Origin of the sequence: Shewanella kaireitica, assembly GCF_023284045.1 — a bacterium.
Taxonomy (GTDB): Bacteria; Pseudomonadota; Gammaproteobacteria; order Enterobacterales; family Shewanellaceae; genus Shewanella; species Shewanella kaireitica.
The window spans coordinates 42807-57209 of record NZ_JAKIKQ010000003.1 but is presented as its reverse complement, the minus strand read 5'-3'; the positions used below and the strand labels follow the sequence as shown (position 1 = coordinate 57209).

The 14403-nt window shown below is 43.4% G+C and carries 13 protein-coding genes; 8 read left to right on the top strand and 5 right to left on the bottom strand.

Annotation, left to right across the window (positions count from 1 at the left end):
• Positions 1 to 56 precede the first annotated feature (56 nt).
• Entirely contained in the window at positions 57 to 1400 is a 1344-nt protein-coding gene (locus L2730_RS05295) for a DEAD/DEAH box helicase (protein WP_248973643.1), read from the bottom strand.
• Between the two features lie 213 nt (positions 1401 to 1613).
• Between L2730_RS05295 and rssA the strand changes: the two genes are divergently transcribed.
• On the top strand, positions 1614 to 2597 hold the full coding sequence (rssA, locus tag L2730_RS05290; protein WP_248973642.1) for a patatin-like phospholipase RssA: 984 nt from the start codon (positions 1614 to 1616) through the stop codon (positions 2595 to 2597).
• A gap of 65 nt (positions 2598 to 2662) precedes the next feature.
• Here the strand turns inward: rssA and L2730_RS05285 are convergent, their stop codons facing one another.
• Complete coding sequence (locus L2730_RS05285; protein ID WP_248973641.1) at positions 2663 to 3661, bottom strand: NADP-dependent oxidoreductase; 999 nt, start codon at positions 3659 to 3661, stop codon at positions 2663 to 2665.
• A gap of 189 nt (positions 3662 to 3850) precedes the next feature.
• On the opposite strand from L2730_RS05285, the gene L2730_RS05280 reads away from it, so the two are divergent.
• From L2730_RS05280 to L2730_RS05250, 7 genes are all read left to right on the top strand, one after another.
• Entirely contained in the window at positions 3851 to 4291 is a 441-nt protein-coding gene (locus L2730_RS05280; RefSeq protein WP_346347811.1) for a MarR family winged helix-turn-helix transcriptional regulator, read from the top strand.
• An 81-nt stretch (positions 4292 to 4372) separates the two neighbouring features.
• Positions 4373 to 5050, top strand: a complete 678-nt coding sequence (locus tag L2730_RS05275; protein ID WP_248973639.1) for a hypothetical protein — start codon at positions 4373 to 4375, stop codon at positions 5048 to 5050.
• Between the two features lie 436 nt (positions 5051 to 5486).
• Complete coding sequence (gene nrdD, locus L2730_RS05270; RefSeq protein ID WP_248973638.1) at positions 5487 to 7604, top strand: anaerobic ribonucleoside-triphosphate reductase; 2118 nt, start codon at positions 5487 to 5489, stop codon at positions 7602 to 7604.
• A gap of 69 nt (positions 7605 to 7673) precedes the next feature.
• Positions 7674 to 8138 carry an anaerobic ribonucleoside-triphosphate reductase-activating protein gene (nrdG, locus tag L2730_RS05265; protein WP_248973637.1) on the top strand — a complete coding sequence of 155 codons (465 nt, stop codon included), beginning with the start codon at positions 7674 to 7676 and terminating at the stop codon, positions 8136 to 8138.
• Positions 8139 to 8271: 133 nt separating this feature from the next.
• Positions 8272 to 8628, top strand: a complete 357-nt coding sequence (locus tag L2730_RS05260; RefSeq protein ID WP_044555947.1) for a YibL family ribosome-associated protein — start codon at positions 8272 to 8274, stop codon at positions 8626 to 8628.
• 223 nt (positions 8629 to 8851) lie between these two features.
• Positions 8852 to 9469 carry a GTP cyclohydrolase II gene (gene ribA, locus L2730_RS05255; protein WP_248973636.1) on the top strand — a complete coding sequence of 206 codons (618 nt, stop codon included), beginning with the start codon at positions 8852 to 8854 and terminating at the stop codon, positions 9467 to 9469.
• Positions 9470 to 9552: 83 nt separating this feature from the next.
• Positions 9553 to 10359 (top strand): hypothetical protein, encoded by an 807-nt coding sequence (locus tag L2730_RS05250; RefSeq protein ID WP_248973968.1) that lies wholly within the window; start codon positions 9553 to 9555, stop codon positions 10357 to 10359.
• A gap of 99 nt (positions 10360 to 10458) precedes the next feature.
• On the opposite strand, the gene L2730_RS05245 is transcribed toward L2730_RS05250, so the two are convergent.
• From L2730_RS05245 to L2730_RS05235, 3 genes are all read right to left on the bottom strand, one after another.
• Positions 10459 to 10815, bottom strand: a complete 357-nt coding sequence (locus L2730_RS05245) for a VF530 family protein (RefSeq protein ID WP_248973635.1) — start codon at positions 10813 to 10815, stop codon at positions 10459 to 10461.
• Between the two features lie 132 nt (positions 10816 to 10947).
• Positions 10948 to 13377 (bottom strand): S8 family serine peptidase, encoded by a 2430-nt coding sequence (locus tag L2730_RS05240; RefSeq protein WP_248973634.1) that lies wholly within the window; start codon positions 13375 to 13377, stop codon positions 10948 to 10950.
• Between the two features lie 607 nt (positions 13378 to 13984).
• Complete coding sequence (locus tag L2730_RS05235) at positions 13985 to 14377, bottom strand: rhodanese-like domain-containing protein (RefSeq protein ID WP_248973633.1); 393 nt, start codon at positions 14375 to 14377, stop codon at positions 13985 to 13987.
• Positions 14378 to 14403: the final 26 nt, after the last annotated feature.

Sequence of the window (14403 nt, the reverse complement as noted above, 5' to 3'; positions counted from 1 at the left end):
AAGCCGCTGTGATAGTGCTCTATCACAGCGGCTTAAAGCGTTATGTAAGCAGCTTATTAATCTTCTGGTGTATCCTGCAGCTTAGCTTTTGGCTTTCTAAGCATAGGTGCATCACCGACGTCGACGCCAGTGGCAAAGCGTCTATCGCGATTAGCTGTAGCTTTAGCCGCAGACTTTTTCTTCGCGGTTGCCGCTTTTTTCTTAGCTGCTGCAGGTTTTGCTTTCTTGTTGTTCTTTGCTTTGGGTTTTAAGCCGGTAAATTTACCTTTTAACCCTTCAAGTTCACTAAAAGCAAACTGCTTATTAAGGAAGGTTTGTACTTGGGTAAAGTTAACCCAATCTTTAGGACCGACCAATGAAACCGCGTCGCCTTTAGCGCCAGCACGGCCAGTACGTCCAATACGGTGAACATACTCTTCGGCAAATTTGGGCATATCAAAGTTGATCACTAAAGATACGTTGAGTAAATCTAGACCACGAGATGCAACATCAGTAGTCACCAATATCTGTTGTAAACCGCGGCTGAACTCATCCATAATTTGGTTACGGGCGTTTTGTTTTAGCTCGCCACTGAGTGATGCTGTTTTAAAGCCATCATCAGCAAGTTTCTTTGCTAGGCGGTCGGTATCTTGTCGAGTGGCGGTAAAGATGATGATCTGTTTTTGCTGCTCATCTTTTAAAATGCGCGATAACAACGCTTCTTTATGGTCAAGGTGATCACAAAGGAATATACGCTGAGTAATATCTTTATGTTCTAAGTTACCAGCGCCAATAGCCACATGTTCTGGGGTTTTAAGCAGCTCAGCGGCGATTTCATCGACATCACCGTGATCAAGTGTTGCTGAAAACATCAGGGTTTGGCGACGTTTATGATCGGCCGCACCGTTAATTTGTTTAAGCTGCTCGGCAAAACCTAAATCTAACATACGGTCAGCTTCATCGAAGATAAGCAGCTCAAGACCATTGAGGTGGAGATGATGCTGTTTCAGGTGATCGGCCAAGCGACCCGGTGTGGCCACAACAAAGTGCGGGTCACGAGCCAGTGCTTTTGCTTGGTCGTTGAAATTCTCACCGCCAAGAATTTTAGTCGCTTTAAACTGAGTATTAGCAACTAATAAACGCAGTTGACTATAAACCTGAGTTGCAAGCTCACGAGTGGGTAGCAAAATAACCGCGCGAGGGTCGCGCTTACTCAATGCTTTACACGAAATCATCCTTTGCATTGCAGGTAGCAAAAACGCCAAGGTCTTGCCTGAACCCGTTTTAGATGATGCCATTAGATCTTTGCCAGCAAGGGCAATCGGTATGGCTTGTTCCTGGATCTCAGTAGGGGTGTCTATTCCCATGTGCTTTAATGTTTGTAACAGACGTTGATCCAGTGAAAAATCGGTGAATTGCAAAGGTGAACTCCTTAAATAATCTGACCGAGTATTATAGCCTAGATAGATAGAGCAGGGCTATGACTAGCGATTAAGTTTCCTTAAAGAGGTAGAAATAAGCACTCATGAAGGGTGAATGTGGTTCAACAACACAGTAGAGTGCTAAAATCAGCGTGTCAAAGAACACTTGCATTGTTAGGTAGAGCTTAATATTGGCTGTAGGAGTCAAAAATCGTGTCAGAAAAAAATCATTCAGTTCGAATAGGGCTTGCCCTTGGAAGTGGTGCTGCAAAGGGTTGGGCACATATTGGTGTGTTGAATGGGCTGGCTAAGTTGGGTGTTTATCCTGATAAAATTGCTGGTTGCTCTATTGGTGCAGTGGTAGGTGCCGCATATGCTAATGATAATTTGGCAGAGTTAGAAGGCTGGGTACGTAGCTTTAGTAGCTGGGATCTATTGGGACTTATGGATTTGAGTTGGCGAAAAGGTGGCTTAATCGGTGGTGAAAAAGTATTTGATGTGCTGCAAAAACGCATGGGCGATATGCAGATTGAGCAGCTAAAAAAACCATTTGCAGCAGTCGCTACCGATCTCTATTCCGGACAAGAGATCTGGTTTACAGAAGGGGATTTGCGTCATGCGGTGAGAGCATCATGCTCCATGCCTGGTATTTTACCGCCCGTTAAAGTGGGCGAACGTTGGCTGGTGGACGGCGCAGTAGTGAATCCTGTCCCTGTGTCAGTTAGCCGTGCAATGGGCGTCGATATTGTGATTGCGGTTGATCTTCATGGTTTGCGCCGTGGCCGTTTGCAAGTATTACCAGTCAACATGAAGAGTAACAAGCCAACTACAGAGGAAGAAGCAGAAGCTGAAAAGCATCAAGAGAAAGGTTTTACTGATTTGTTAGCTCGGGGAAGAGACTACATTAGCGGCCTGACGGATAAGCTTTCATTGAGTCAAAAGCTCGAAAATAGCCAAAGCCCAAACCCTGGAATGTTAGCGGTAATGTCGCAGTCTATGGATATATTGGAGCAACGGCATAAAAGAGCTCGATTAATGGGCGATCCGCCTGATATTTGTATTGTGCCAGATCTAGGTGATATTGGTACTATGGAGTTTCATCGCGCGGAAGAAGCTATTGCAGCAGGAGAGGCGGCTGTAGAGCAAGTTGCGCATCTTATTGAAGCTGCTTTAGCGCCACATCGAATAACCGAATAAACCTTAAAAATGGGGCAATAAAAAAGGGCTTAAAGCCCTTTTTTATTGCCGTTATCAAGTATTGATTAAGTCAACTTCACAATCATTTTGCCGCGGTTTTTACCTTCAAACAATCCGATAAAGGCTTCAGGTGCATTTGACAGCCCCTCATAAACCGTTTGTTCAGCGGTGACTTTGCCTTCCACTAACCATTGGCCCATCTGCTTGGCAAACTCAGGGTAATGTGCCCAATGTTCAAACACAATAAAGCCTTCAATTTTTAGCTTTTTCATAATGATTTGCGCTAAGTTTGCCGGTCCCGGGGTTGGCACCGTATCGTTATATTGCGCAATCATGCCGCAAACAGCAATGCGGCCATGGTCTTTCATATTGTTAAGTGCAGCGGTTAAGTGTTCGCCACCTACGTTCTCGAAATAGACATCAATCCCTTCTGGCGCTGCTTGGGCAAGTGCTGCTGTAAGGTCGCCACAGGTTTTGTAGTTGATCACAGCGTCTACACCGAGTGATTTTATGTGCTCAGCCTTCTCATCAGAGCCAACCGATGCAACCACTCGGGCACCCATTAGTTTGCCTATTTGTACCGCAACGCTACCAACGGCGCCTGATGCTGCAGAGACAAATAAGGTTTCGCCCGATTTTAGCTCCGCGATACGGTTAAGGCCAGTCCAAGCTGTCATACCTGGCATGCCAAGCACGCCTAAAAAATGTGACTCGCTGATCGGTGTTTGTGGCAGACGAGTGATCTCTGTTCCGTCGGTAACATAATGGCTGCGCCAACCGTGCATGCTGTTCACTTTGCTGCCAACTGGGAACTCGCTATTGTTCGATTCAATTACTTCGCCAATTGCGCCACCTTCAAGTACAGCGCCTATTTCAAAAGGTGCAATGTAACTTTTTCTATCAATCATGCGGCCACGCATGTATGGATCGACTGACATCCATAGATTCTTAACTAAGAACTCACCGTCTTTAATCGCCGCTAATGCCACTTCAGCTTCAGCGAAATTGTTGGCGTTAGGTAGGCCCTCAGGGCGAGATTTAAGTTGTATTTGCTTAGCGTTCATAGTGATCCTTTATTTTTGTTTGTGCGCAAAGTAATTGCCCGCATCATAACTAAAGATTAAGAGTGATGCAAATGGTTTGTGCGCAAACTATTTTTGCGCAAATAAAATAAGGATTGGCTAGTGTTGTTAATTCTAGTCAGGTAAAATTGCCACTCTTAATCGAGATAATAACTAGTGGCGGATAACAAAGTGTCAAATAATGATAGCCCAGCATGTTTATCAGATAATGTATGTTTTGCGCTGTATACCGCAGGCAATGCACTTATGCGCGCTTACCGCCCTTTGTTGGATCAATATGAACTGACCTATCCACAATATTTGGTTATGCAAGCGCTATGGCTAAAAGATAGGGCGAGTATGACGCAGTTATCTCAAGCTACACGTTTGGATATGGGAACGTTGACACCAATCGTAAAGCGATTGGAGACAAAATTGTTTCTGCAGCGACTGCCAGATGAAACCGATGAGCGTAAAAAAGTGATTGCATTAACAAACACCGGCTTGGCGCTGCAAGCCGATGCGTTGTCACAAAAGCAAACACTATTAGAGAAGGTAAGTATGACTGAGCAGGAGGTTGAGTCTCTGCGCGTACTATGTTTAAACTTGACCACACAGTTGAATCAAAAGTAACCAGTCAATTTAATCGTTCAAAAAGCGGCACACTTCCTGCTTCAATAGCTGCATGATTAAGCTAACGCCGAATTTTTGACGATGAACCCATTAAGTAGTATCAATAACCCAGTGAATAGCGGAGCAGTTCTCGCCGATGCCTACGGTGCTTCTGGTAGCCAATCTAGTGTTAGCAGTGCTAATGGCGTTAATGCTAGTGCTACAACATCGGCTGCAAATGCTCCGAGTAAAGACGATAACGGCCTTGTATTATCGGGCCGTGCAGAGCGGGCGCAAAAAATCGAAGCGATGGCGAAAGATTTCTTCCAAGATGGCAGCTTTAGCAGTGAAAAGCTCCCCAGCCTTATACAACGCTTATATCAAGATGGCATTCTGTCGGATGGACAGTTGAATCGCTTGACCAATAGTGGTTTTGATATCCCGTCGACTGAAGCGCAATCTTTAGCAGATTTTATTGATGAGCAGCGTGCGACACTCACCAACAGCAGTGAAGATCGTGAGTTGGCCGGTACCTTAGATGAAGCAAAGTGGGTTATGCGCACTATGGATGCGATTCAATCACCAGTGGTAGCCCAAAAAGCTAATCGAGTGGCAAGTGACATTACAGCACTGCTGGAGTCAGATAGAACACTTACCGATCAACAGAAAAACCAATATCAAGGCATTAAGTCGTTAATGCAACTAGCCTCAATGACGGGTGAGCATCAACAGGCAACCGGTCAACTAAACAGTTATCTGGCACTGGCAAAACGGCATTAAGGTGACTGGCCTTTTAATATCTCTGTGTAAACCATTTCTTGTTAAAAAGCTGAAATAGTATTTAACACTAATCAGGCTATTATTGTGTCGACTTTACCGCGCGATAATAGCGTTTTATAGCGGCTTAAACTCATTTCCTGTCGCCATGGCAAAGGGTTAAACTAAGGCGTTAATGTCATCTTGGTTTTTATCCACAATTTATCCCAATTTTATCCTGCTACTAGCGGTCTTAATTGCCATCGTCAAGGGCATAATTTTAGATAAGCGGGATCGTCCCCAGTTATTTTTTCTTATTATCTTCGTTGTGTAAAATAATGATCTGGATCAAAGTACTAGTTGTCTTTTTATAGCTTAATGCGCCACATATTGTGATTTTGATTTAAAGTAATACTATATGTAGTGTTACTTGTGGATGATGCTAAATAGGAGCTTTACAATGCCAGTGGTTATTAAACGGGATGGTTACCGCACGCCTTTTGACGAAACAAGGATTAAAGATGCAGTGATAGCAGCTGCTAACTCGGCAGGTATTGATGATAGCGCCTATGCAGAAAAAGTAGCAAAAAATGCTGCCGACTCTGTCGCTATGCTAGATGAAATAAACATCCACGATCTGCAAGATGCCGTCGAAAACTTATTGATGGAAGGCCCTTATAAATCTTTGGCTCGGGTATACATTGAATACCGCCACGATAGAGATATAAAGCGCGAAGTCAGCAGTCGATTAAATAAAGAGATCCGTGGTCTTGTTGAGCAGAGCAATGCAGCGCTGTTAAATGAAAATGCCAATAAAGATTCAAAAGTAATCCCAACTCAACGTGATCTATTAGCTGGTATTGTGGCTAAACACTACGCTAAATGTCATATCTTACCAAAAGATGTTGTTGCAGCGCATGAGTCAGGCGAAATTCACTATCATGACTTAGATTACGCGCCGTTTTTCCCGATGTTCAACTGTATGTTGATTGATCTCAGTGGCATGTTGACCAAAGGTTTTAAGATGGGCAACGCTGAAATTGAAACACCTAAATCAATTTCTACAGCGACAGCTGTTACCGCGCAGATAATTGCTCAGGTTGCTAGCCATATATATGGCGGCACCACGATTAACCGTATCGATGAAGTGTTAGCGCCTTTTGTTGCCAAAAGTTACGACAAGCATTATCAAGTTGCGCTAACTTGGGGGATTACAGACGCCAAAGCATTTGCGACCTCATTGACCGAAAAAGAGTGTCATGATGCATTTCAGTCACTTGAGTATGAAGTAAACACATTGCATACCGCCAATGGTCAAACACCATTTGTGACCTTTGGTTTTGGACTGGGGACGTCATGGGAGTCTCGACTTATTCAACAGTCGATGATGAAAGTGCGTATTGCAGGCTTAGGTAAGAACCGTAAAACCGCGGTATTCCCTAAACTGGTTTTCGCCATTCGTGATGGTATTAACCACAAAGATGGCGATTGTAACTACGACATCAAGCAGCTTGCATTAAAATGTGCGACTACGCGTATGTACCCGGATATCCTCAATTACGAACAAGTAGAAAAGGTAACGGGTTCATTTAAAACCCCAATGGGTTGCCGTAGCTTCCTTGGCACCTTTGAAGAAGATGGCGAGCTAGTGCATGAAGGACGCAACAACCTTGGTGTTGTGAGCTTAAACTTGCCACGAGTTGCGCTTGAAGCTAAAGGCGATGAAGCTGAATTCTACAGGATTTTAGATCAGCGTTTAACCATTGCTCGCAAAGCGTTAGATACTCGAATAGAACGTTTAGAAGGTGTTAAAGCACGAGTTGCACCGATTCTTTACATGGAAGGAGCTTGTGGCGTTCGTTTACGCGCTGATGATGATATCTCTGAGATATTTAAAAATGGCCGCGCTTCAATTTCGCTTGGTTACATAGGCCTTCATGAAACCATAAATGCACTTTATGGCACCGAAACGCATCTATATGACAATGCATTGTTGCGCGCTAAAGCGGTTGAAGTGATTCAATACTTAAAAGCGGCAACCGATAAATGGAAAGCAGAATCTGGTTACGCTTTCAGTCTATACAGCACGCCAAGTGAAAATTTGTGTAGCCGTTTCTGTAATCTTGACGCCAAAGTATTCGGTGTTGTAGAGGGAGTCACAGCTAAAGGTTACTACACCAACAGTTTCCATTTAGATGTTGAAAAGCAAGTCAATCCGTACGACAAGATTGACTTTGAACAGCCTTACCCTGAAATCGCAAATGGCGGATTTATCTGTTACGGCGAATTCCCCAATATGCAGAACAACGTTGAAGCGTTGGAGAATGTCTGGGACTACAGCTATTCAAGAGTGCCTTATTACGGCACGAATACACCGATTGATGAGTGTTATGACTGTGGTTTTACTGGTGAATTTAGCTGTACCAGCAAAGGCTTTACCTGTCCTAAATGTGGCAACCATGAACCTAGCAGAGTATCGGTAACACGCCGAGTGTGTGGCTATTTAGGTAGTCCTGATGCAAGACCATTTAATTATGGTAAGCAAGAAGAGGTTAAGCGCCGTATCAAGCACCTTTAATATAGCGTGTGCGGCAAACTCAATAAGGTGCTTTTACAGGCACCTTTTTGTTATCTAGAAGAGATTTTTATGCATTATCATCAATACTATCAAACCGATGTGATTAATGGTCCAGGTACTCGAGCGACGCTATTTGTTTCTGGCTGCGAGCATCAATGCCGTGGTTGCTATAATCAGTCAACTTGGAATCCGTGCTCTGGTCATGTGTTTGATGAGCAGATGATGCAAACCATTATTGACGATCTCAATGATAGTCGCATTAAAAGACGTGGTCTTTCTTTATCTGGCGGTGACCCACTATTTCCAGGTAACCTCAGCGCCATACTTGAGCTTGTCAGGCGAGTTAAAGAGCAATGTCCAGGTAAAGATATTTGGTTGTGGACAGGCTATCTTCTTGATGAGTTAACCGCCGAGCAGCAAGCGATTGTTGAATGGGTTAATGTGGTAGTTGATGGTAAATTTGAGCAATCTCTTGCCGATCCTAGCTTAGTTTTTAAAGGTAGTAGTAACCAAGTGATCCATTATCTAAGATAAGCTAGGCATAAACCTAGGTAATATTGCACTATTTGCTGTTATAATGAGGCAATAATGATAAACAGCGTCAAAATATTTTGGGGCTGTTTTTGTTTCTAGATAAGTTATTTAGATTTGAATTTAAGGTTTGTAAATGAATTTAAAGCAGGAGCTGCAAACGCTCAACGATAAGCTCGACAAATTTCGTCGTAAGTTAGCAGCAGCTGAAAAGCGTGATGATCCTGGGGTCATAATCCAGTTTAAACGTGAAATAGCCACTTTAACTAAGCGTATTGCTAATGTTAAAAATCAGCAATCTCGTGAGCTAGGTAAAGAAGGTGCCTCGGTTAAAGACCTCAAATTTAGCCGTGTATTGACCAAAGCCGAGCAAGCGGACATGGGTAAGTTGAAGAAGTCTGTTCGTGGTTTAGTGGTCGTGCATCCAATGACTGCACTTGGTCGCGAAATGGGCATCAAGCAAGTAACAGGCTTTGCTCCGAAAGAATTTTAGGCTAATTGCCTATTAAGTTTTTCATTTAGTGAGCCGCTTCAAGGTTATGTATAGACGCGCAGCTTATGCTGCGCTGAAATGCTTTGTAATTTGTCTAACGTATTCCTGTTCATTGTAATGTCTAACATTAGATTTGATTCTTCAGCAAGTTTGGTTCGAAATTAATATCGTTACTAGGATTTCAGCAGTCTCAAGGAATGAGAGTAGTCGTTAAGGTTTTATCATGTCGATTAAATATATCGCGTCGTCTAAATTGCCAACACCTTGGGGTGTTTTTGAAATGCATGGCTTTGAAGATAGCGAGACAGGTAAAGAGCATGTTGCGCTGACATTAGGCGTATTTGATGCCGAAAGTCCTATTTTAGGCCGTATTCACTCTGAGTGCTTAACAGGTGATGCGCTTTTCAGTTTGCGTTGTGATTGTGGTTTTCAATTGCAAACAGCAATGCAGAATATCGCTGAAGTCGGACAAGGGTTTATCCTATATCTGCGCCAAGAAGGGCGGGGGATTGGATTACTCAATAAAATCCGTGCTTACGAGCTGCAAGATGGCGGTGCAAATACCGTAGAGGCCAATGAGCGCCTTGGTTTTGCTGCGGATATGCGCAAATATGACATGATCATCCCGATGATGGAGCAGATCGGTGTCAGTAAAGTCAGACTGATGACCAATAACCCTAGAAAAGTAAAAGCGATGCAAAGCTTTGGACTAGAAGTGGTTGAACGTGTTCCACTGCAAGTCGGTAAAAATCGTTATAACGAAGGTTACCTAAAGACAAAATCGACGGAACTAGGTCATATGATGTCTGAGCATCATTTTACCGAGGAAGGTAAAGACTAAGCTACATTAACCGTGGCTTTTTCAAGGTTATACCGCTATATTCAGGGCTATCTATTAGAGACCAGTTAAGTTAATTTTTAATGATGGCCCTTGTGCGTTCCCTTTCTGTTTTGCTGTTACTTTTTACACTCCCTGTTAATGCTGAAACGGATTACAGTCATTATGCTTTTGCAAACTATCTGGGTAGCGGTATTTACCGAACTTCTGGGCAAAACGCAACGGTAGTCAATATCCCAATTAGTTTTGATCTTGAGCGTACCGAAACAGAATCTTTAGTGCTACGCACACCATTATCACTCGGTTTTTTTAACTTTACTTGGAGCGATCTGCCAGAAGGCGACTTTCCCAGTAGTGTTGGGACTGCAACATTTACTCCCGGGATTGAATACCGCGTACGAACCTCTGATACCCATGAGTTTCAAACCTATGCAGACTTAGGCGTTGGCACGAATACCACTAATGGCAACGATGTCATTATCTATTCGGCAGGTATGTCGAGTTTACTTGATTTCGAACTTAAAGAGAGTAAGCCTATTTGGGTCAATCGCATATTTTTTGCTGGATATAACAGTCTTGATGATGGACCCAATGAAACCTATTCGGCGATTCAATCTGGACTTGATATTGGCACTAACTTTCATTTTCAAATAGCTGATGTCGGCGTAGAACCACGGTTTTTTGTCGCCGGCTACTGGTATTTTGACAAGCTTAGATTTGTAACACCCTTCGAGGAAGATGTATTAGTGACCAACAGCTTTGAAGCGGGGATCACGTTAGCTTTCTCCAAACCAGTGGGTTGGGATCTGTTTAATATGAGCCGATTCGGAGTGAGTTATCGAGCGGGAGACGGTGTGCAGGTTTGGCGACTTATCTTTGACTTCCCGATATAGCTTCTGCTGAATTGTGCTGGTTGAATCGGTATCGTGACTAAATAAAAAGGCTTAACAATACTGATTGTTAAGCCTTTTTATTACTGACTGTCCTAGAGGTTAATTGCCCCAGATATTGGCATTTACTTGAGAGTTATCATCGGAGTCTTCGCTAGGTCTATCAGCTGCTTTGTTCTTCGCCGCGCGTAATGTTTTATCACTGGCCTGATAGCCATCTTCTCTAGGCTTTCTTGCGGGTAAAGGTAGCTTATTCATCTTTAGGTAGAGGTACTCTACTTTCTCTCTGGCCCAAAGGGTTTTACGCAGAAACCTTAGGCTTGATTTAATACTTGGGTCATGTTTGAAGCAGCGCACGTTAATACGCTCGCCAAGCTCTTCCCAGCCATAATGCTCGACGAGGTCAGTCAGTAAGGCTTCTAGCTTAATACCGTGTAATGGGTTGTTTACTTGGGTCATGATGTATGTTCATTGCAGATGCTATTGCAGTAATTATATCAGTTTTATCATCGAAAATGTTATCAATGCAGAGCAAAAAAAGAGAGCCTTTAACTAAGGCTCTCAAAATTTGCTTTTAACAAAAGTCAGGGGTTACTGAAAGCTTAGCTCCCATGAGTTGATTGTGCCGGTGTCACGTCTTGCACTGTCTACGGCTTTTAGCTGCCAATTACCAGCAGAGTCCGTTCCTGTCATATCAACGGTATAGGTTTTTACTATGTCGTTAGCACTGCCACCAGTGTTGTCATGCAGTACTGCCACTTGGCCACTTGGGCTATGAAGCTCGACTTGCAAATCACCAATGTAGGTATGGCTAATGTTAACGTTTACAGTTACCGTTCCTGAGTCTCCAGTGCGAGTTGCTGCAATAGAGCTGCTTACACCTGCGCTGCTGTTATCAGGAATGTCGTAGCTACTGTTGTTGCTATATGTCGCTGCACCACCTGTTCCGCCAGTGCCACCGCCATTATCTTCTGTAAAGTTAGCAACAAGATTCACACCGCTAAATGCGCTATAGCCTTGAATCATCACATAGTAAGTACCAGATTGAACGGTGTCGATTGGGCATGACTCGTTATTACCTGTTTTCCATGGACGGCAATCATAACCACCGGTTGCTGTGGTCGGTGCTGCTCCATATTGAACATAAAGGTCAGCATCACCTGTGCCGCCGCTCATAGCAAAGCTCAAGTCGGTTGCACCCGCTGGAACATCAATTGAATAATGAAGTTCATCAGAGCTCGCACCCGCTAAGTTTGACTTAGTCACGCCATTAACTAGCACGTTGTCGCCACCACCAGTACCAGGGTCTGTTGGACCTGTACAAGATGCATCAAGGTAAGCTTTTGCTGCAACAGCATCAACTAGGCCATAGCCTGTATTGTTATCGCGACCCGCTGTTTCTAAGTCTTCTGCTGTCGCGTTAAGTGCTGCGCGAACTTGCGCTGCGCTACATTCAGTATGATGACTCCAGACCAGTGTTGCGACACCTGATACGTGAGGCGTTGCCATCGAGGTACCGTTATAATATTCGTAATCTTCATTGTCTGTATTGGCAACCGTTACTGTTGCGCCAATTTGATTACGCAATGCTAGGCCTGTCGCACGGTCAACAGATACTGAGACAAGAGGTGCTTCGTTATTGCTGTCAACAAGAAACGGATTTTGTAGACCTGGAAGGGAAGTATTACTGTACACAATGACTGCACTTGCGCCAGCTGAACTACAGGCTTTAACGGCATCTATTTCTGGGTAACTTGCGCCTTGGTTGCCAACACGCTCAACTAGACACACTTTGTTTGCCATGTTGCCACAGTTGAATGTGCTTCCGTTAACAGTACATTCAGCAAGTGTTGCAGTTGCTGTGCCGATATAAGGCGTTGGTACATGACTTGAACCTGACTGTACGTAACGATTATGCGGTACAACACCGTTATCGAAGTAAGACTGACCACCAATAGTAATATCAGCGAGACGACCTTCACCACGGGTTACCGTTGAAAGAATAGCTTCACCTGGGCCGGAGATTTCAACTTGGTTGGTATATTGTGAAAATGCTGCATGGTCTTTATTGCTATCTACTGCAGCAACAGACATGACGGCATCATAAGATGCTGGGTAGCTATGGGTGCTATTACCATCGTTACCCGCGGCAGCGATGAGCAACACACCATTACTTTCATGTGCTGCAAGGGCATTTCTTTCTGTGTTACTTGAGCTTGAACCACCTAAACTCATTGTCACTACGTTGGCGCCATTGCTAACACAGGTATCAACGGCAGACACTAGGGATGATGAGTATCCCCAGCCTGACGAGTTAAACACTTTAATCACATGTATATTGGCATTTTGATTCGGCATAACACCAACAACACCTTCGTTGTTAGCAATGGCTGCGATGGTACCCGCTACGTGAGTACCATGAGCATTACCTGCACCTGGATCAAACCAGTTCCCGGTTCCTGAATTGTTTGTACCGGTTACATTGTTAGCGTTAAGATCGTTATGACCTCGGTCGTAACCAGAGTCAATGATACAGATGGTACGGTTGCCGGCTTGACTATCGCTTAACGTTGTTGCACCGACATAAGTTTGACCCCAAGGCGTGGTTTCGCTTAGTAGGCGACGGGGTACATCTTCTTCTACATAATCAACATCAGCGCGGAATCTAAGCGCTTGAATATTCTTACTATCTAACTTAACGGTATAGCTATTACTGCGACCAATACGCTTCATCTCTTTTGCTGAGACGCTATTTAGCGCGCGGAAGTGAGAAAAGACTTCGTTCGCTCGTGGTTGATACTCTGCATCGTCAATTGCGTTTGTTGTTGTTGAAAAGCCAGCGGCGGCGTCTGCAGTTTTGAACTTTACGATATAACGCTTAGGCAGCGGGTTCTCGCTATTTAATTGCGCTGAATTGCTGTGTAAACCAGGAGTGAAAGAGGGAGCCGCACTAACACTTGCTGAAATCGAAAGTGCAAGAACGGACAGGCTTAATGCTGTTGTTACTTTACTTGTAGTCATAACTGTCTTCCATGTTAATCAGGATATTTAGTTGTTTCTTATAGTTTTTGCAGTTACCAATGCTAAGACTGGCTGCGATTAAGAATGTATCCGCAGTTGTTACGGTTGTAAAATAAATGTTAAATCATGAAAGGGCTTTCATTGCAATATGGACAGAATTCTTTACTTGAATGTTTATTCCTTAATTTTGTGTTGATTGCGGGTTTAAAGTCACTTTTCATGGCTTTTTATGCTATTGGTTCGGAATTTTATTTTTATTGTATTTAGTATTCAATTTTATTTTTACAGAGAAATATATAAGTAAGTTATTGATGTTTTAAGCTATAAGTCATACCCTAACTTTAGGTATAACTTATATGCATTTGGAATAAGCGTAAGGGCTTAACAGTCTTTGCTGTATAGTTTTTTGGGGTTATATACTGAATTTTTTGGTGTATACGGAGTAAAGATCTGATTATCGGGGTTATTGTCTTTGCCTGTGGTGTTTTAGGCTTTGCGTTTCTTTGCTGTATAGAGGTAGATGCGTCTATTTAAAGTTAAGGCCACAAAATGTGGCCTTAGAAGTGGGTATATAGCATGTTGACTTAGTTCCTTTTAAGTCATCGCACTATTTTTGCTGTTGGTTTAGCATTTGGTAACCGCCACCATTATAGGTGTTAGTGTAGCCTGCATTGATCAGTGCTTCATTAGCAATACCACTGCGGCGACCACTGCGGCAGTAAACAACCACTGATTTGTCTTTAGCAATTTTTCTATCTGCAAATACGGTTGTGATCTGCTCAAAAGGAATATTGATAGCGTTGGGCAGATGACCCTGTTCAAACTCTTCTGCGGTTCGCACATCTACAACTAAAGCACCAGCATCAATTTTTTGCCAAGCTTGCTCAACATTTTGATCTGTCGCAAGTGCGAGCTTACTAAACATAAATAGCAACGCAGTTGCTACAACAAAAACAATGGCATTTGATTTTAGAGACTGTAGTCTAAGCATCTTACTCATCAGTTTTCCTTTTTATAATAATTTAG